A 19,198-nucleotide genomic window follows, 5' to 3' on the forward strand; every position below is an offset into this window, starting at 1 on the left:
AAACTACAAAAATCAACGACTTACAACACTGTTTTTAACAAGTCTTTTAATTCACTAAGCATCATAGCTGTTGCTCCCCAAACTATATGATTATTGAGTTTAAATGCTGGTACATCAACCTTTACTTTATAAGACGTTGCTACAGAAGTACTCACCACATTATTTTCTTCTAAAAAATGAGATAACGAAACTTCAATTAAATCTTCAACCTCTTCATCCTGTTTTACAAAATTTGGTGTTGTATGTGTAACGCCCAAAAAAGGATTTACTGTAAAGTTACTTGGCGGAATATACATTGGTGTCATTGCCTTCAAAACCTTCATCATTTTTATAGGCACACCAACTTCTTCATAGGTTTCGCGAAGTGCAGCAAATTCTAATGATGAATCGTCTGTTTCTAACTTCCCACCTGGAAAACCTACTTGTGCAGAATGCACGCCTTTATAGGTTTTTCTTAAAATTAATATTAAATACGTTTCATTAGTAACACTCGGATAAAACAAAGCCATAACACCAGCCATTCTTGCTGTTTTCATTGCTTCTCTATTTCGCTCCATAAGTTCTAAACGATATGGAGGCGACATTTTAATTTGAGAAGCCTCTCCAGGAAGATCTAGATTTTCTATTTTTGATATTGATTTTAAAAACGTATCAAAATTCATTTATGAGAGCCTTTATATTAATTTGTCTTTGTTGTTTTATTCTTAATTGTGAAGATAAACAATCTCAAAAGAAAACCAATACTATAGCTATAGATTCAGCAGCTATTAAAAAAGAGCAACAAAAACAAGAAGAAACACGTGCAGAGTCTCAACGTAAATACCCATATTTAACAGATAAAAATGCTGTTGAATTTTTTCAAGAGTATGAAAAAGAAAATAAAGAAAATAAGGTTCGTATTACCACAAATTATGGCGACATAGATATTTTACTCTACAACAAAACAAAATACCATCGTGCAAATTTTGTGTTTTTAACTAAGCAAAAGTATTTTGATGGTGCACAGTTTCATCGTGTGGTTAAAAACTTTATAATTCAAGGTGGTAACAGTGACGAACGCAAAATTGCTAACAAACGTAAACAAATAGGGCGTTACTTATTGCCAAACGATACAAGACAAGGTTACACGCATAAACGCGGTGTTATTAGTATGCCAAGTAGTGAAAATGAAAATCCACATAAACTAGCGTCTCCTTATGAGTTTTTTATCACACAAAGCAATCAACCTCATTTAGATGGTGATTACACCATTTTTGGTAAAGTTATAAAAGGCATGAACGTTGTTGATAAAATTGCATCTCAAGAAACAGATAATGCTGAGTGGCCGTTACATAACATCTATATTAAAAAGGTAGAAATTATAAATTAATTAAGATATTCTTTTATAGAATTTTAATACCTTGAGACCTTTCAAATTAAAACTAAAAACACTAATGAAAACACTCTATGTTTCAAAACACGTAGCCAGCTTAAGCTTATGTGCTTTGATAGCGTTTACAAGCTGTAAACAAGACGAAAAAAAAGATGACGTAGCAATGACAACAGACAATGTATTACTACAAGAATGGACTGGTCCTTATGAAGGTCTTCCTGCTTTTGATAAAATGCAAGCTTCAGATATTAAAGAAGCTGTAGAAAAAGGAATGGAACTAGGATTAGCTGATATTGAAAAAATAGCTAACAATACAGATGATCCAACTTTTGAAAACACTATTGTTGCTATGGAAAGTTCTGGTAAAGAACTTGATAGAGTTTTTACATATTATGGTATTTTAAGTAGTAATATGTCATCTCAAGAGTTTAGAGATATTAGAACAGAATTATCTCCTAAATTATCAGATTATAGTTCAAAAATTTCTCAAAACGAAAAACTATTCAAACGTATTAAAACTGTTTATGATGCATCACAAATAAAACCTTTAGAAGCCGACCAACAACGTGTTTTAGATTTAGTTTATAAACGTTTTGAGATGAATGGTGCTAATCTTGACGCCGAAAAGAAAAAGCGTTATGCAGAAATTAACAAAGAACTATCTAGCTTATACAACGATTTTTCTGCAAATGTTTTACATGATGAAGAAAACTATGTTACCTATTTAACAAAAGACCAATTAGGTGGTTTATCTGAAGGATTTATAAAATCTGCGGCTAAAATTGCTACAGATAAAGGTCATGATGGTAAATATGCTATTACTAATACGCGCTCGTCTATGGATCCTTTTTTAAAGTATTCTACCGAAAGAGAATTACGTAAAAAAGTATGGAGTAATTATTACTCTAGAGGAGATAATGGTGATGAGTATGATAACAATGAGCTAATTGCAAAAATATTAAAACTTCGTAAGGAGCGTGTTGCCCTTTTAGGATACGATAATTATGCCGATTGGAGATTACAAGATCGTATGGCTAAAAACCCTAAAAACGCTATGGATTTAATGATGGCAGTTTGGCCAGCAGCTATAGGTCGTGTGGCAGAAGAAGTTGCAGATATGCAAACAGTTGCAGACGAAAATGGCGACAAAATTACTATAGAACCATGGGATTATAGATTTTATGCTGAAAAAGTACGTAAAAAGAAATACGATTTAGATAGCGAAGAAGTAAAACAGTATTTACAATTAGATAAATTAACTGATGCTTTATTCTATACAGCAGGACGCTTATTCAATTATAAATTTACACCAATTGAAGAAGGTAAAGTTCCTGTATTTCATGAAGATGTTAAGGTTTGGGAAGTTACAGACAAAGACACAGGAAAACATATTGGTTTATGGTATTTAGACCCTTTTGCAAGAGAAGGAAAACGTTCTGGAGCTTGGGCAACAACTTACAGAAGTTACACCTCTTTTGAAGGCGAAAAAAATGTACTAGCTTCTAACAATTCAAACTTTGTAAAACCAGCTCCTGGTGAGCCTGTATTAGTATCTTGGGATGATGCAAACACATTTTTCCATGAGTTTGGTCATGCATTACACTTCTTTTCTGCAAATGTAAAATACCCAACATTAAATGGAGGCGTTCGTGATTATACAGAGTTTCAATCGCAGTTATTAGAGCGTTGGTTATCTACAGACGAAGTTATTAATCAATTTTTAGTTCATAATAAAACTGGAGAACCAATACCAGAAGATTTAGTAGAAAAAATTAAAAAAGCATCTACATTTAATCAAGGTTTTGGAACGACTGAATATTTAGCATCTGCTTTAATGGATATGAAATTACACCTTGCAGATCCAACAGATATCGATATTGATAAATTTGAACGTGAAACTTTAGCAGAATTAAAAATGCCTGCAGCATTACCAATGCGTCACAGAACGCCTCACTTTGGACATGTGTTTTCTGGTGAAGGTTATGCAACTGCATACTATGGTTATATGTGGGCAGATGTATTAACTGCAGATGCAGCAGAAGCATTTGCTGAAGCTCCTGACGGATTTTATGATAAAGCTGTTGCTGATAAATTAGTGAAGTATTTATTTGCTCCAAGAAACTCAATGGATCCAGCTAAAGCTTATAAACTATTTAGAGGTCGTGATGCTAAAATTGAAGCATTAATGAGAGACAGAGGATTCCCAATTCCTAAGGAATAAATAAAAATAATATTATATTTAAAAAGCCTCGTGATAAACGAGGCTTTTTTATTTCAACTTTTAGTATTCTTTTTTTGCAATGTTTGTTAATTGAAACACATTTACTAGGATAGCAAGACAAAATATACGTAGAACTACGTATTGTTTAGCATTATTATAATACTTTACTTTGAGAAAGAATAATTGTGTTAAATTTAAACCAGTAAGTGACTATGAGAAAACACCATTTCAAAAACTATATCAAACTAGGTATTTTACTCTTTGGAGTTATTGTTTTTTTTTACTAACTGTGAAAAAGAAAATATTAATACTAGTAACTCTTCAACAGTTTTAAGCAGTTCACCAAGTTTTACACTTAAGCGTATTGATAATCCTCCAATTTCTGAAAATAAAGCACTCTCAGATAAAATTAAATCAATCGTTCGTCAACCTATGTCCTTTGATTCAAATATACAACTAAGAGAAGTCTATAACCCAGAGCTTGATTTCACTATTGACACTGATGTAGCTAATTATATTGAATATGGGGCCTATCATTCATATACTTTTTTGGTAAACAGAGCTGAAGAAAATGGACTAACAGAGAATGTACTATTAAGTTTACAAAATGATGGCACTTATTTAGCCTACTTAGTTGCATATGATATTACTGAAGAAGAAAAAACACAAATACAAAATAATGAACTTATTAATTTAGATGATAAAGTTACTTACACCATTTTGCAAGATCAAGATTGGGCAAATACAATTTTTCAACGCCTAGGTGATAATGGTGTTTGTCACGAATGGGTAACTATTACACCAACATGTCCATATAGTGGCGAACATACTGCAAAAGATATTGAGAATGGTGCAAATTGTAGTTTTGATAATCAAGGGTACACTGTTCCTCAGCCTTATCTAGTGTCAAGTTTTATCGAGTGTCCAGAAGATGGTGGTGGAGGATTTAATCCTACTGACCCAGCTGGACAAATATATGACGATTATGGCAACCCTATTGGAGGTGGTGGCAGTAGTGACGGAAGCTCAACCAACCCAAACACCAATCCAGATGATAATGGTAATAATGACAACCCTAATGATGGTTCGCAAGCAGAGAATGAAGATTGCTTGCAATTAGATGCTACTGGCAGTTGTGTTGGTGATATGGGCGGAATCCTTATTAAAGGTGGCACAAATGATAACGAGCCAGATTGCCAAGAAAACATACCTGGTTTGACCGAAATTGCCAACACGCCAGAAATAAAAACTGAATTAGACCGTTTAAAAAACAATATGGGCTTTGCTACAGAAGAAGATGGTAAACGTTTTATTTATACAGGTGCAAACATAAACGACCCAAATACTTATAACGATGCTAATTTTGATGAACAATTGCCAATTGATGCTGACGATAGTAATTTAGATTTCCCTCCATTACAAAACAACACATTGGTTGGTGCACATTTTCATCCTGCAGCTGATATTAATGGTAAACCAATTCGTAAAGTACCAAGTGGTACAGATATTGCTGAGCATATTAATATGATAAAAAAAGTATATGCCACAAATCCAGTAGCAGCAACCCAAGTTACTAATTTTATTATTTCTGGAGGCTCTGGAGGCATTACATACGTTTTACGAGCTAATAATGTGTTTAATATTGTTAATAATACTAAAAACTATAATAGAAAAAAGAATAGAACAACAATATGGGAGAAAGTAATTGAGATTCTTAAACCAATTAATGCACTCGATTATACTGGACATGAAACCGCTATAACAAATTTTTTGACAGATGAATTTCCTTATTTAGATTTATTAAAAGCCGAATACGATAGTGATGGAAACATTACTAAATTTTGTAAACTTAAAAAACAAGAATAAAATGAAACACTATATAATAATCACACTCCTTTTAATTAGTACTATTTGTAATGCACAAATAAAACCTATTGAAACAGAATGGGACCAATCAAACATTTCTGAGCGGAACACCTATTTTAAAGACGTAAATAACGTGCTTAATAAATTTTTAGGAACTTGGAAATACGAAGATACATCTAACAATTTAGTCTTTGAAATTACATTTAGTAAATTAATAAATCAAGAACAAATTTTTGATAATTATGCCGATGAGCTTTCTGCCCAATTCAAATTAATAATTAATGGTGTCGAGCAATATAACACATATAATACTCTTTGTAATGATTGTTTTATACCCAAAGGGTTTTGCTCTTACGAAGAAGGTTTTGAAAATGATGAATTTGTTTATACAGAACCAAACGTAAATATGTATGTCGCTAATTTTGCCGAGCCTAATATTGAGAGATATGTGCTCTCATCAGACTTAAAATTAGAATATCAATTTAGCTTAGGGAGTCCAGCGCAATTAATTTGGACGAATAAAACAGGGACAGTAAAAAGAATAGCTACAGGACAACATATGAATGTATACCAAATGCCAATGAATATGGTATTAATTAAACAATAGCCTGAAACGCTATATTTTCATATTATCAATACTATTTTTCTTTGATTTTTTAGGATTTGGACAAACCATTAAACCAATAGAAACTGAATGGGATCAGTCAAATATTTCTGAACGAGACACCTATTTTAAAGACGTAAATAACGTGTTAAATAAATTTTTAGGGACTTGGAAATACGAAGATGCATCTAACAATTTAGTCTTTGAAATTACATTTAGTAAATTAATAAATCAAGAACAAATTTTTGATAATTATGCCGATGAGCTTTCTGCCCAATTCAAATTAATAATTAATGGTATTGAGCAATACAATACCTATACCACAATATGTGAAGACTGTTTTATACCTGGTGGATTTAATAGCTACGAAGAAGGTTTCGAAAATGATGAATTTATTTATACAGAATCAAACGTAAATATGTATATAGCCAGTTTTGCTGAGCCTAATATTGAAGATGATGTATTGGCATCAGACTTAAAATTAGAATATCAATTTAGCTTAGGGAGTCCTGCGCAATTAATTTGGACGAATAAAGTAAGTGAAGTACTTGATTATATTACAAATATTAGAGTTAACAACTATCAATTACCAATGAATATGGTATTAATAAAGCAATAATTTTTTTTATAAATGAAAATCAAGATTTTTTGTTTCTATTTGCTGTTCTTGACTTTTAAGTATCCATATGCTCAAAGCGAAAGACCAGATATTGAAGTTGCTTTTGAAGAATATTCTAATTCAATTATTGAAATGGATTTAGATGAATATTTATATTTAATTCATCCTAGGCTTTTTAAAGGAAAAAACAGAAAAGAAATATCAAGAACCTATTTAAAAGGGCTAAAAAAGTATAGAAAAGAAACATCTACAAAGAGCTTCATGGTAGCAAAAAACATTTCTAAGTTAGGTAAGCTAAAAAATATGCACTACCGCTTTATTGACTATTTAATGGTTCGTGAGATAAAGTTAGATTTAAACTCTAAAAATATTACAACCAATGAAGGTTACTATAGAAAAAAACATTTTAAAAAATACAATAGGAAACAAAGCTTTCAATCAAGAATAGCTTCTTATGATTCCATTAATAAAATAGCTACAATAGTTTCGTATGATAGAGTTTTAGCATTAAAAGATTCAAATAATTTATGGAAATTTATTCCTAGAAGAAAAGAGATGTTATTTGGTTTAGGAACAAATTATGAAAACATTTTACATGAATTTTTATCAAAACGAATAATTAAGAAATTAAAAACTATACGAATTTAATATAGATTAAAATTCGTGCTTTGTTTTTACTATAATCCCAACATATTTACTTAAAAAAAGGCTGTCTAAAAAGTGATTTTATTGTCATTTTGAGCGAAGTCGAAAAATCTCAAATATCTAAAAATTAGAAATTTGATTTTATAGAGATTCTTCATTTTCATTCAGAATGACACTTTTTAGACAGCTTTTTTTATTCTTTATACAAACTTGGCAAACTAATTTTAAATCTCACAACAATTAGTCTTACTATAATCACCACAGCACCAGCAATAACAAATACCCAATTATTTAAAATTGGAAGCTCTCGCAAACCAAAATAAGTTAAGCCACCTAAAATACACGCTGTAGCATAAATTTCTTTTCTAAAAATCACAGGAATTTCGTTACATAAAATATCACGAATAACGCCACCAAAACATGCAGTCATGGTTCCTAATGCAATACAAATTATAGGATGCAATTCAGCAACTAATCCTTTTTCTATACCAACAACAGTATATAAACCAATACCAATGGTATCAAATAAAAACAAAGATTTACGTAGGTAATTTATTTTATTGCGAAAAACAACCGCAAAAACTGTAGCCGCAAAAATAACATAAACATAGGTCATATTTGTCATCCATGACACTGGTGTTTGCCCTATTAAAACATCTCGTAATGTTCCTCCACCAACAGCAGTTACAAAAGCAATGATTAAAACGCCAAATGGATCCATCTTTTTATCTAGCGCAACTAAAACACCAGAAATTGCAAATGCAATAGTACCAAGTATGTCTATAATTTGAAAAAACATAATTTTAAATCGTATTGTATAATTAATATTTAAAAGATACTTCTACTGTGCTCAGCATAAGTGATTCACCCATTTTTTCGATTTAAAAATTGGTTCTCTTATTAAGTATGGTAAATATCTATAAATACTTCGACAAGCTCAGTATAAGTGACTCACTCAATTTTGCCGCACAAAATTGGTTCTCTACTTACATGTTTTGTGTATAATAATTATAGTCTTTAATTACTGTATCTACAAAATCTATTGGTTTCTGCAATGGTTCAACCTGCATGACTTCTATCATTTTATTATGTAAAGATACAATGATATTATGTTGTCCTTTACGTCTAGCATCATCATACAGGTTTTTAATCATCTGCATTTCATCATCTTTAAAAAGCGTAACCTGACTATAAGTTGGTTTATAATCTTGTGGAATCTGCTTTAAAATGGTATCTTGAAACGACACCTTTAACCTTTCACTAATAACTGTTGTACCAGCAGCAATATCTCCAACACGTTGTCCATTACCTTTAATTAAAATAGATAATACCGCAACGCCACCACTTGTTAAAACAACATCCACAATTCTTAAAAGCCAACGCACAAAATAATTAGCAAAACTAGGTTTAGAACCATCAAGCTTTACCACTCTAGTTTTTAAAGCAAATTTCCCTACTGTTTTTCCATTCCAAAATGTTTCTAGTAATACATAATATAAAAATGCAGGTAAAGAGAGTAGTAAATATATCGCCCAAGAGTCTCCTGGATCAAAGTCAAGTGAAATTAATAATAAGAATGAAATAAATATATATACTATAATAATGAGGCTATCTAATAGATAGGCCAACATTCTGTCACCAAGGTTAGCAACGTTTTGTTGAATGCCTACATTTTGAGCGGTTTCTATTTGAAATTCTTGCATATTTTCTTTTCTTTGAAAGCAAATAGTTCTACCCAATGCGTGAAGCTGCTTTCGTGAAGCAAAATAAAGATAAATGGTTAAGATTTGAAAGCGTTCTTTCAAATAATACTACAATAGATCCAGATGAATTATCAGATCTTTATATTGAAATTACAGATCATTTAAGTTTTGCTAAAACATTTTACGCAAAAAGTAATACAGAACATTATCTTAATCAGTTAGCATCTCAAGCACACCAAAAAATATATAAAACAAAAAAAGAATCAAAAAACAGACTTATTTCGTTTTTTAAAACAGAGTTTCCGTTGCTATTTTACTACCACCAACGTGAGTTATTGGTTTCATTTTTAGTATTTTCTCTATTTGTAATTGTTGGTGCTTATTCTGCTGCTACCGAAGTTGATTTTGTGCGCTCAATTCTTGGTGATGCCTATGTAAATATGACTTTAGAAAACATTGAAAATAACGATCCAATGGCTGTTTATAAAAAAATGGGAGAGTTTAATATGTTTTTAGGAATTACAATCAACAACATAAAAGTTGCACTTATGGCATTTGCTTATGGCATTTTATGTGGCATTGGTTCTCTTTTTATAATGCTACAAAACGGAATTATGCTTGGCAGCTTTCAATACTTCTTTTACGAAAAAGGATTGTTATGGGAATCTGTTAGAACTATTTGGATTCATGGTACTTTTGAAATTTCGGTAATTATTATTGCTGGATGTTCTGGTTTAGTTTTAGGTAATGGCATGCTATTTACAGGAACCTATACTAGATTAGAATCTTTTAAACGTGGCGTGATTAATGGTTTAAAAATTTTAATAAGCACAATACCTTTTTTTATTATTGCAGGCTTTTTAGAAGGCTTTGTAACACGTCATACAGAAATGCCAGATTGGTTAGCTATACTTATAATAGCAGGTTCACTATCTATAATTATTTTTTACTATGTAATTTATCCTAGACAATTGCATAAAAAGCAGAACTTAATCTCAAATAAATCAAATTAAAAGCCAAATACAATTGATATGAAAAAATTTATAGAATTAAAAAAACAGCGCGAATTTGGAGACATACTAGCAGATACTTTTGCGTTTTTGAGAAGTGAGTTTAAGCCGCTTTTAAAAACCATAACTAATATAGCTGGACCATACATTGTACTGTTTTTAATTGCTTTAGTATTTTACATTTACATTGTAGGCGATCAATTTTCTTTTGATTTAAACTCAGACGTATTTCCTTATCAAAACCCATTAGCAATGGTTGCAGCATACTTACTTTATTTAGTTGCAGCTATATTAGCTTATACCTTTACTACATCTGCTACACTGTTTTACATAAAGTCGTATACTGACAACCAAGGTCAGGTTGATGTAAATGAAATAAAGCAGAATGTAAACAAAACCTTTTGGAGTTTTTTAGGACTTTCATTTTTAAAAGGTCTAACACTTTTTGTTGCAGTGCTTATTTGTTGTTTACCTGTGTTTTATGCTATAGTGCCAATGGCAATTGTATTACCAATATTAGTATTTAAAAGTATGAATGCTACAGATGCTTATAGTGAAGGTTTTACACTAATAAAAGACGAGTTCTGGATTACTTTAGCAACCCTAATTGTACTGTATATTATAATAAGTGTTATTGGAAGTATTATTGCTGTACCAACAGTAATTTATACTTGGCTAAAAATGGGTGTTTTTAGTGGCGAAGTAGATCCGTCAAATTTAGACTCATTGGTAGATCCCGTTTATATATTTTTAAATGTTTTAAGTTCGTTTTTTCAATATGCATTAAATATTGTTGTTGTTGTTGGTTCTGCTTTTATCTATTTTAATTTAAATGAAAGAAAACACTTTTCTGGAACTTTAGAAAGAATAAATACATTAGGTAATTCTGATAACTAAATGCATTTACTAAAAATTGTTTTTGCTGTTTTTTTATTTACAACGTTGTCTTTTGCACAACAAGATGCTCTTGTGGTACACTACGACGAATCTAAATTAGAAAAACATGACATAAGTGAAGATGATTTATCAAGCTACAAAGAAAATCCTGAATTTAATTATACCGAAGTTGAAACAGAAGAATCTATTTTTTCAAGAATTAAACGTTGGTTAGCAAACATTTTAACTAAAATATTTGAAGCCATTTTTGGTGTTGGAAAAGCTGGTGGCATTTTATACTTTATATTTAATATTTTGCCGTACCTACTACTCGCTTTTTTAATCTTTTTACTCATTAAGTTTTTCTTAAAAGTAAATTCAAAATCTATTATTTCTGGGCAGCAAAACCCGGGAACTGTTCAATTTACTGAGGACGAACAAATCATAAAAAATGAAGACATTAATAAGCTTATTAATGATGCTATAAAGCAGAAAAACTTCAGATTAGCCATTCGCTATTATTATTTACAATCCTTAAAGTTTTTAGCAGAAAAACAACACATTAATTGGGAACAACAAAAAACCAATGTCGATTATATTTCAGAAATTAAAAAAGACACTATAAAAACAGGCTTCAAAACAATTACTAGAATTTACGATTATGTTTGGTATGGCGAGTTTAGTATTGATGAGCTAAAATTTGAGACTTTAAAATCGTCTTTCGAAACCTTAAACACAACAATTAAAACGCAGTGAGTAAACGCGGAAAACTATATATTATATTAACTGCACTTGCAATTTTAGGAATTGTTGCCTTAGAGTACTCAAAACCTAAAGATATTAATTGGTTTCCCTCTTATGTAAAGCAACATAAAATTCCGTTTGGCTCACTTGTTTTTTACGAACAATTAAAACGTATATTTTCTAAAGAAAACATTATTAACCTAGAACGTCCACCATATGAGGCTTTAAATGAAGGTACTATACATGAAGGGACTTACATTTTTATTAACGATAATATTGCTTTTGGAGAACAGGAATTAGAATCACTTTTAGATTGGACATCTAACGGAAATACACTCTTAATAGCTTCAGCAGATTTTGAAGACCAACTTTTAGATACATTGCATCTTGATACTTCTGTTATAAGTACTTTAGATAATTTTAATAATCACTATCAGTTTCAACTTAAAAACAAGAATCTAGACACTACAATTGTAGATTTTGATAAGGCCAGATATCTATATCATTTCAAAAAAATAGATACACTAAACACTTCTATTGTAAGTACAGTTGGTAATTTTAATGGTGACACTTTTTTTGATGAAGAATTTGTAAATGTCATCAAACAACCTTTTGGTGATGGTCAAATTATACTAAGCACGTTTCCGCAGGCATTTACTAACTATTTTATTTTAAATAGCCCAAATCAAAATTATACTTCTGGGCTTTTATCATACATAGACAGCACAAAACCAATTTACTTAGATGCACATTATAAATCTGGAAAATCATATTACACTTCACCTTTATATATTTTACTTAACACTAAAGAGCTAAAATGGGCATATTACATTATGCTTATTGGTGTTGCTGTTTATATTTTATTTGAAGGAAAACGTAAACAACGTGCAATTCCTATTGTAAAACCATTACGCAATCAAACTGTAGATTTTACAAGAACTGTAGCAAATATGTATTATGAAAAAGGACAACACCATGAAATTGCACAGCATAAAATTCAGCATTTTCTAGATTATATTAGAACTCAGCTTCATTTAAGTACTAATACTATAAATGATGAGTTTATTAAAAATCTAGCTGCAAGAAGTAATAATACTATAGAGGACACAAAACAGTTGTTTACAACTATAGAACAGCTTAGCAAAAAACAAAACCTTAATATCACAGAGCTTGAGCGTTTAAACACACGCATTGAAGCTTATAAAAATAATAACGCATAATATATTACTATGGACGAGCAAAAAGAGAACCAAGATTTAGATTTTAATAACAGAATACCATTAGACGATTTAAAAACCGCGGTAGAAAACATTAAATCAGAATTACAAAAAGTAATTGTTGGTCAAGACAAGTTTGTAGAATTACTTATTGTAGCTTTATTAGCCGATGGCCATGTTTTAATAGAAGGTGTTCCAGGAATTGCAAAAACAATTACTGCAAAACTATTTGCAAAGGTTTTAAAAACAGATTTTAGTCGTATACAGTTTACACCAGATTTAATGCCAAGTGATGTTTTAGGGACTTCTATTTTAAATATGAAAGCCTCTGAATTTGAGTTTAAAAAAGGGCCTATTTTTTCAAACATAGTTTTAATTGATGAAATTAATAGAGCTCCTGCAAAAACACAAGCGGCGTTATTTGAAACTATGGAAGAACGTCAGGCTACAATTGATGGAACAACCTATAAATTTGAAGCACCTTTTATGGTGTTGGCAACTCAAAACCCAATAGAACAAGAAGGAACTTATGCATTGCCAGAAGCACAATTAGACAGATTTATTTTTAAAATAAAAGTTGATTATCCAACACTTGAAGATGAAATTAAAATTATTGAAACGCATCATCAACGCAAAGGAAAATTACCTCAAACACTCATAAACCCGATATTAGATGCTAGCAAATTAGCTGAGTTTAAAGACAAAACACAATCTATTTTAGTTGAAGAAAAAATCATAAAATACATTGCTGAGATTGTCTCTAAAACACGAAATCATCCTCATTTATATTTAGGTGGTTCGCCAAGAGCGTCTATTGCAATATTAAATACATCAAAAGCTTTTGCTGCTATTAGTGGTCGTGATTTTGTAATCCCTGAAGATGTAAAAAAATCTGTTGCTCCAGTTTTAAACCACAGAATTATACTAACTCCAGAACGTGAAATGGAAGGTATGAGTACAGAAAATGTTATTAATATGATTGTTCAATCTGTTGAAGTGCCGCGATAGCTGTTGGCTGTTGGCTGTTGGCTGTTGGCTGTTGGCTGTTGGCTGTTGGCAAAATAAAAAAACATCATAAACTCATAAACTCATAAACTCATAAACTCATAAACTCATAAAGTGAAATTTATTAAATCGTTATATATACACAAACAATTTTACATCTACTTGGCTGTAGCATCTGTATGCTTTCTTATGTCATTTTGGATAAAGTTGTTATATCCAATTGCTTGGATTTTAACCTTAACGATTGGTGTTTTATTTATAGTTGATTTACTTCTACTCTATCGTTTTAAAAATGCGGTAAAAGGAAGAAGAATACTTCCTGAAAAATTTTCAAATAGTGATGAAAACCCAGTTCCTATAACTTTATCAAATAATTATCCTTTTAAAACACATATTGATATCATTGACGAACTACCAATTCAGTTTCAAAAACGTGACTTTTCATATAAAACAATATTAGAACCTAACGAAACTCACAATTTCACTTATGATGTTCGTCCAGTAGAGCGAGGCGAATACTATTTTGGAAATCTTAATATTTATGCCTCATCAATATTACGAATTGTAAAACGTAAATATCAGTTTCAAAACAGACAAATGGTTGCTGTATATCCATCTTTTATTCAAATGCAGAAATATGATTTTCTAGCTATTGGTAACCATCTAACTGAGATAGGTCTCAAAAAAATTAGACGTATTGGTCATACTACAGAATTTGAACAAATAAAAGATTATGTCGTTGGAGACGATATTAGAACAGTAAATTGGAAAGCTACTGCCAAACGTGCACAATTAATGGTAAACCAATATCAGGATGAAAAATCTCAACCCATTTACTCTATTATTGATACAGGTCGTGTAATGAAAATGCCTTTTAATGGTTTAAAGCTATTAGATTATGCTATAAATTCTACACTTGCTTTTAGCAATGTAGCTTTAAAAAAACATGATAAAGTTGGTATGGTTACGTTTTCAAAAACCATAGAAACATTTTTACCAGCAATTCATAAACTCACGTATTTAAATAGAATTTTAGAAACTCTTTTTAATATCAATACACAATTTAGTGATAGTGATTACGGCTTATTATACGCTCAAGTAAAACGTAAAATTACGCACCGAAGCTTATTACTTTTATACACAAACTTTGAACATATTAGCGCGTTAAAAAGGCAACTACCATACTTACAAGCGCTTTCAAAAAAACACATGTTAGTTGTTATTCTTTTTGAAAACACTGAATTAGATACATTAATTACAACTGATGCTCAAGACTTACAAACTATTTACCATAAAACTATTGCCGAAAAGTTTGCTTTTGAAAAACGCCTTATGGTAAAAGAACTTCAGAAGCATGGCATACAAAGTATACTTACATCTCCTGAAGAACTTACTATTAATACTATTAATAAATACCTAGAAATTAAAGCTAGAGGTCTTCTTTAAGTTAGATAGTTTCTCCCAACCAAGCTTTCATCATCCAAACCGTTTTTTCTTGTTCAGTAATAAAATCACTCATCATAGAGTTAGTGCCTTCATCATTAGCATCACCAGCTTTATCTAATAACTCTCGCTCAATTTTTAGTAATTCAGAAATTGAATCGACTATTAATTGCACAGCCTTTTCGTCTTCAGAAATATTTTTACCAACAGGCACTTTAGCTTGTTTATTAAAATCTTCAAACGTGTGCAAAGGTGTTTCTCCTAAGGTTAAAATACGTTCAGCAATTTCGTCAACCTTTATATTAGCATCATTATATAGTTCTTCAAACTTAACATGAAGGTCAAAAAAACGTTTCCCTTTAATATTCCAATGAATACCTCTTAAATTTTGGTAATAAACTTGAAAATTGGATAATAAATGATTTAAATCATTTGCAATTAACTTTGTTTTTTGAGAATCTAATCCTATACTATTTAATATCATAACGTTGTATTTATATTTGTTATGCAAATATATTTTTTAATTAACATTATAAATAATAGTTTTTATAAATAGTTTTTATATTTTTATAGCTTAAATGAATAATCATGACAATAACACAGTTACACTACGTTCTTGCCATAGCAGAACATAAAAATTTTACAAAAGCAGCAGAAAAATGCTTTGTAACACAACCAACATTAAGTACACAAATTCAAAAATTAGAAGACGAATTAGATATATTAATTTTTGACAGAGGCAAAAAGCCAATAGAATTAACAGATGTAGGTCGAAAAATTGTACTTCAAGCAAAAAATATTGTTAATGAGTCTGATCGCATTCAAGATATTGTAGATCAACAAAAAGGATTTATTGGAGGTGAATTTAAAATTGGAATTATACCTACCATAATGCCTACACTTTTACCAATGTTTTTAAAAGCCTTTATTAAGAAATACCCAAAAGTAAAACTAAAAATTGAAGAGTTAACCACAGAAGAAATTATAACAAGGATTGCAGATGGCCACTTAGATGCAGCAATAGCCGCAACACCACTTGAAAGCGAAAACATAAAAGAACGCGTATTATTTTATGAGCCTTTTGTAGGCTATATCCCAAATGACCATCGCTTACACGAAAAGAAAAAAATTGAAGTTTCAGATTTAGAAATTAATGATATGCTTTTACTTGAAGATGGTCATTGCTTTAGAGATGGTGTTATAAATCTATGCAAAGTCTTTAAAAACCATACAGATGATAAGTTTCAGCTAGAAAGTGGCAGTATTGAAACCTTAATTAAACTCTCAAACGAAGGTTTAGGCATGACGCTTTTACCATATTTACATACGCTAGATTTAAACGAAAAATCTAAAGCAAATTTACATCATTTTAACGAGCCTTCACCTGCTCGTGAAGTAAGTATTATATATCATAAAAGCGAATTAAAAATGCAAATTATAGATGCATTACATAACGTAATCTCTGGTATTATTAGAGGAGCAATAGCTTTTCAAAATGTAGAAATCATTAGTCCTTTAGCCAAAACAAGTGCCTAATAAAAAAAGCGACCAAATGGTCGCTTTTTTTATGTTTTTAAATAGATTAAACATTTGTCTAATTCTGGGTTCTGTAATATTAAAGATTTAATATAAATCTTAAGCTCTTCAATTTCATAAGGTAATAATCGTTGAAGTGCTTTTTCTAACTCTTTACAGAACAAGTTTGTATCAAAACTAACTTTGCTAAGTACAGTTTTAGTGTACTCAAACATTGCTCTTGCCATATTAATTTTTAGGTTTTAGGTTTAAAAAAAGTAGATTTTTGTATAGGCTATATTTGTTTTTAGTTTTCTAAATGTAATAAAAAAAACAATCCCTTTATTTTTTTAGGCAAAATTTTAACAGAAAAATTCCTATTTAAAATCGGTTATCACCATCTAATAAATCGCCTAATCCGCCAAGTATACTACCTTCTCCTTTACTATTACCACCTCGAGGTAATGCAGATAGCACACGACCAGCTAATCTACTAAATGGCAACGATTGTACATAGACAACTCCAGGACCTTCAAGTCGAGCAAAAAATAAACCTTCACCTCCAAAAATTGTATTTTTTATACCACCAACAAACTCGATGTCATAATCTATATCTTGAGTAAAACCAACAATGCATCCTGTATCTACACGCAAGGTTTCTCCTGCTTGCAATACCTTTCTTGCCATGGTTCCGCCAGCATGCACAAAAGACATACCATCACCTTCAAGCTTTTGCATAATAAAACCTTCACCTCCAAATAAACCTCTACCCAATTTTTTTGAAAACTCAATACCAATACTAACTCCTTTAGCTGCGCATAAAAATGCATCCTTTTGGCATATAAATTTTCCGTTATATTCTGTTAAATCTATCGGAATAATTTTTCCTGGATAAGGCGATGCAAAAGACACATTACGTTTACCACTAAGGTTATTATAAAAAGCAGTCATAAATAAACTTTCTCCAGTAAGTATACGCTTTCCTGCTCCAAATATCTTTCCTAAAAATCCAGAATCTTTTTGTGAGCCATCACCAAAAATGGTTTCCATTTTAATACCATCATCCATCATCATAAAACTTCCAGACTCTGCAACTACACCTTCTTGAGGATCTAGTTCAATCTCAACGTATTGCATTTCTTCTCCATATATTCTGTAATCTATTTCGTGTGCTGTCATTTTATATATATTTTGTTGTTTCGTTTATATGTTGATTTGTTTATGGTTTTGTTACAATTTTTTGTTTGTTGTTTAACTGTTTGCTGTTAAGTTGCAAATCAAATAAACGACTTTACAGCAAACGACTTACCCCTTCACCTTTACACTCCATTCAAAATTAAAAGTTGAAACTACAATGCCATCTTTATTGGTTCCTACAGATTTCATCCAAATGGTTTGTCCTTCGCCTGTTTCAATGGTTTTTTGCAACGCTTTATCTATTAACTCGCCATCGTTACAAACAAATGTTATTCTGCCTGTTGCCTTTTTAGTAAATGTTGCATTATTTGTTGTTACCAACATAGAGATTTTTTTACCGCTTTCATTAATTTTAGCCATTACTAAAGCTCCTGTTGTAAGTTCTGCAGCCATACCTTGTACAGCCCAAAACAGTGATTTGAATGGGTTTTGATTTATCCATTTATGTTTTACTGAAACCTTACATGATGAATTTGTAATTGATTTTACCCTAACACCCATTAAAAAAACTGCTGGCAGTTTAAAAATGTTGAATGTGTTAATTTTACTAGGTGTTAACTTCATTTTAAAATTAATTTAATCAAAGCTATCGAAAAAAATTGACATTTCAATTTGTTAAAATTTTGTTAATTTCAAGTACTATGCGTTACATAATACCTTTTTTTAGACATATATTTGTATAAGAAACTATTATATGTTTTAAAATCATGCTAAACAATCATCAAAAAAACATCGCTACATTTATTCATTTATCAACCTTTAGCAGGTTTATTATTCCATTAGGAAACTTTATTGGACCAATTATCCTTTGGATTACCAATAAGGAAAAATCTGAGTTTATAGATACCCACGGTAAACAAGCCATTAATTTTCAATTAAGTGTTTTGCTATATACTATAATATTAGGAACGTTATCTGTACCCTTTTTTATTTTTAAAGTCTTTAATGGTATTGATTTTATAGATTTTCATGGGTTTGGTGATTTTCATATCAATATTGGAGAACCATCTCCACTACTCTACATCACTGGTGGATTAGGTTTTTTAGCTGTTATTGGTTTTATATTAGAACTAGTTTTTATAGTCATTGCAAGCTTAAAAGCTCGTGACGGAGAGTTATACAAATACCCATTAACAATCAATTTTTTAAAATAACATCTAC

Annotated in this window: 21 protein-coding genes; 14 read left to right on the top strand and 7 right to left on the bottom strand. The window is 30.6% G+C overall.

Features of this window, described 5'->3' with window-relative positions:
- Positions 1-20: 20 nt before the first annotated feature.
- Positions 21-662 carry an NUDIX hydrolase gene (locus BXY80_RS10620; protein WP_120201758.1) on the bottom strand — a complete coding sequence of 214 codons (642 nt, stop codon included), beginning with the start codon at positions 660-662 and terminating at the stop codon, positions 21-23.
- A 2-nt stretch (positions 663-664) separates the two neighbouring features.
- Here BXY80_RS10620 and BXY80_RS10625 point away from each other — a divergent pair, with 2 nt between their 5' ends.
- From BXY80_RS10625 to BXY80_RS10650, 6 genes are all read left to right on the top strand, one after another.
- On the top strand, positions 665-1,369 hold the full coding sequence (locus BXY80_RS10625; protein WP_120202026.1) for a peptidylprolyl isomerase: 705 nt from the start codon (positions 665-667) through the stop codon (positions 1,367-1,369).
- A 64-nt stretch (positions 1,370-1,433) separates the two neighbouring features.
- A complete protein-coding gene (locus BXY80_RS10630) occupies positions 1,434-3,593 on the top strand; it encodes a M3 family metallopeptidase (RefSeq protein WP_120201760.1) in 2,160 nt (719 codons plus the stop codon).
- A gap of 261 nt (positions 3,594-3,854) precedes the next feature.
- A complete protein-coding gene (locus tag BXY80_RS10635; RefSeq protein WP_120201762.1) occupies positions 3,855-5,459 on the top strand; it encodes a hypothetical protein in 1,605 nt (534 codons plus the stop codon).
- Between the two features lies 1 nt (position 5,460).
- Positions 5,461-6,066 (top strand): DUF6705 family protein, encoded by a 606-nt coding sequence (locus BXY80_RS10640; protein WP_147376127.1) that lies wholly within the window; start codon positions 5,461-5,463, stop codon positions 6,064-6,066.
- Positions 6,067-6,079: 13 nt separating this feature from the next.
- Positions 6,080-6,682, top strand: coding sequence for a DUF6705 family protein (locus BXY80_RS10645; RefSeq protein WP_317124932.1), 603 nt, complete (start codon positions 6,080-6,082; stop codon positions 6,680-6,682).
- Positions 6,683-6,694: 12 nt separating this feature from the next.
- Positions 6,695-7,330: a hypothetical protein gene (locus tag BXY80_RS10650; RefSeq protein WP_162843306.1), complete on the top strand. Its 636-nt coding sequence runs from the start codon at positions 6,695-6,697 to the stop codon at positions 7,328-7,330.
- Positions 7,331-7,520: 190 nt separating this feature from the next.
- On the opposite strand, the gene BXY80_RS10655 is transcribed toward BXY80_RS10650, so the two are convergent.
- Both BXY80_RS10655 and BXY80_RS10660 read right to left on the bottom strand, forming a co-directional pair.
- A complete protein-coding gene (locus tag BXY80_RS10655; RefSeq protein ID WP_120201769.1) occupies positions 7,521-8,126 on the bottom strand; it encodes a trimeric intracellular cation channel family protein in 606 nt (201 codons plus the stop codon).
- Between the two features lie 187 nt (positions 8,127-8,313).
- On the bottom strand, positions 8,314-9,030 hold the full coding sequence (locus BXY80_RS10660) for an RDD family protein (protein ID WP_120202028.1): 717 nt from the start codon (positions 9,028-9,030) through the stop codon (positions 8,314-8,316).
- A 35-nt stretch (positions 9,031-9,065) separates the two neighbouring features.
- Here BXY80_RS10660 and BXY80_RS10665 point away from each other — a divergent pair, with 35 nt between their 5' ends.
- The 6 genes from BXY80_RS10665 to BXY80_RS10690 all read left to right on the top strand — a co-directional run bounded on the left by BXY80_RS10665 (position 9,066) and on the right by BXY80_RS10690 (position 15,328).
- The gene (locus BXY80_RS10665) at positions 9,066-10,043 is read left to right on the top strand and encodes a stage II sporulation protein M (protein WP_120201771.1); all 978 of its coding nucleotides are present in this window, start codon (positions 9,066-9,068) and stop codon (positions 10,041-10,043) included.
- Positions 10,044-10,061: 18 nt separating this feature from the next.
- The gene (locus tag BXY80_RS10670) at positions 10,062-10,937 is read left to right on the top strand and encodes a hypothetical protein (RefSeq protein WP_120201773.1); all 876 of its coding nucleotides are present in this window, start codon (positions 10,062-10,064) and stop codon (positions 10,935-10,937) included.
- On the top strand, positions 10,938-11,672 hold the full coding sequence (locus tag BXY80_RS10675) for a DUF4129 domain-containing protein (RefSeq protein ID WP_120201775.1): 735 nt from the start codon (positions 10,938-10,940) through the stop codon (positions 11,670-11,672).
- Complete coding sequence (locus BXY80_RS10680) at positions 11,669-12,880, top strand: DUF4350 domain-containing protein (RefSeq protein WP_120201777.1); 1,212 nt, start codon at positions 11,669-11,671, stop codon at positions 12,878-12,880. The genes BXY80_RS10675 and BXY80_RS10680 overlap by 4 nt, the downstream gene beginning before the upstream one ends.
- Positions 12,881-12,889: 9 nt before the next feature.
- Positions 12,890-13,885, top strand: coding sequence for an AAA family ATPase (locus tag BXY80_RS10685; RefSeq protein ID WP_120201779.1), 996 nt, complete (start codon positions 12,890-12,892; stop codon positions 13,883-13,885).
- A gap of 111 nt (positions 13,886-13,996) precedes the next feature.
- Positions 13,997-15,328, top strand: a complete 1,332-nt coding sequence (locus BXY80_RS10690) for a DUF58 domain-containing protein (RefSeq protein WP_120201782.1) — start codon at positions 13,997-13,999, stop codon at positions 15,326-15,328.
- 1 nt (position 15,329) lies between these two features.
- Here the strand turns inward: BXY80_RS10690 and BXY80_RS10695 are convergent, their stop codons facing one another.
- Positions 15,330-15,809 carry a Dps family protein gene (locus tag BXY80_RS10695; RefSeq protein WP_120201783.1) on the bottom strand — a complete coding sequence of 160 codons (480 nt, stop codon included), beginning with the start codon at positions 15,807-15,809 and terminating at the stop codon, positions 15,330-15,332.
- Positions 15,810-15,913: 104 nt separating this feature from the next.
- Between BXY80_RS10695 and BXY80_RS10700 the strand changes: the two genes are divergently transcribed.
- Entirely contained in the window at positions 15,914-16,861 is a 948-nt protein-coding gene (locus BXY80_RS10700; RefSeq protein WP_120201785.1) for a LysR substrate-binding domain-containing protein, read from the top strand.
- A gap of 29 nt (positions 16,862-16,890) precedes the next feature.
- Here the strand turns inward: BXY80_RS10700 and BXY80_RS10705 are convergent, their stop codons facing one another.
- From BXY80_RS10705 to BXY80_RS10715, 3 genes are all read right to left on the bottom strand, one after another.
- Complete coding sequence (locus tag BXY80_RS10705) at positions 16,891-17,088, bottom strand: hypothetical protein (RefSeq protein WP_120201787.1); 198 nt, start codon at positions 17,086-17,088, stop codon at positions 16,891-16,893.
- Positions 17,089-17,221: 133 nt separating this feature from the next.
- On the bottom strand, positions 17,222-18,019 hold the full coding sequence (locus tag BXY80_RS10710) for a TIGR00266 family protein (RefSeq protein WP_120201789.1): 798 nt from the start codon (positions 18,017-18,019) through the stop codon (positions 17,222-17,224).
- Positions 18,020-18,145: 126 nt separating this feature from the next.
- Entirely contained in the window at positions 18,146-18,601 is a 456-nt protein-coding gene (locus BXY80_RS10715) for a DUF4442 domain-containing protein (RefSeq protein WP_120201791.1), read from the bottom strand.
- A 143-nt stretch (positions 18,602-18,744) separates the two neighbouring features.
- On the opposite strand from BXY80_RS10715, the gene BXY80_RS10720 reads away from it, so the two are divergent.
- Complete coding sequence (locus tag BXY80_RS10720) at positions 18,745-19,191, top strand: DUF4870 domain-containing protein (RefSeq protein ID WP_120201793.1); 447 nt, start codon at positions 18,745-18,747, stop codon at positions 19,189-19,191.
- The last annotated feature ends 7 nt before the right edge of the window (positions 19,192-19,198 follow it).

This window comes from Ichthyenterobacterium magnum (assembly GCF_003610635.1).
GTDB classification, from domain to species: Bacteria; Bacteroidota; Bacteroidia; order Flavobacteriales; family Flavobacteriaceae; genus Ichthyenterobacterium; species Ichthyenterobacterium magnum.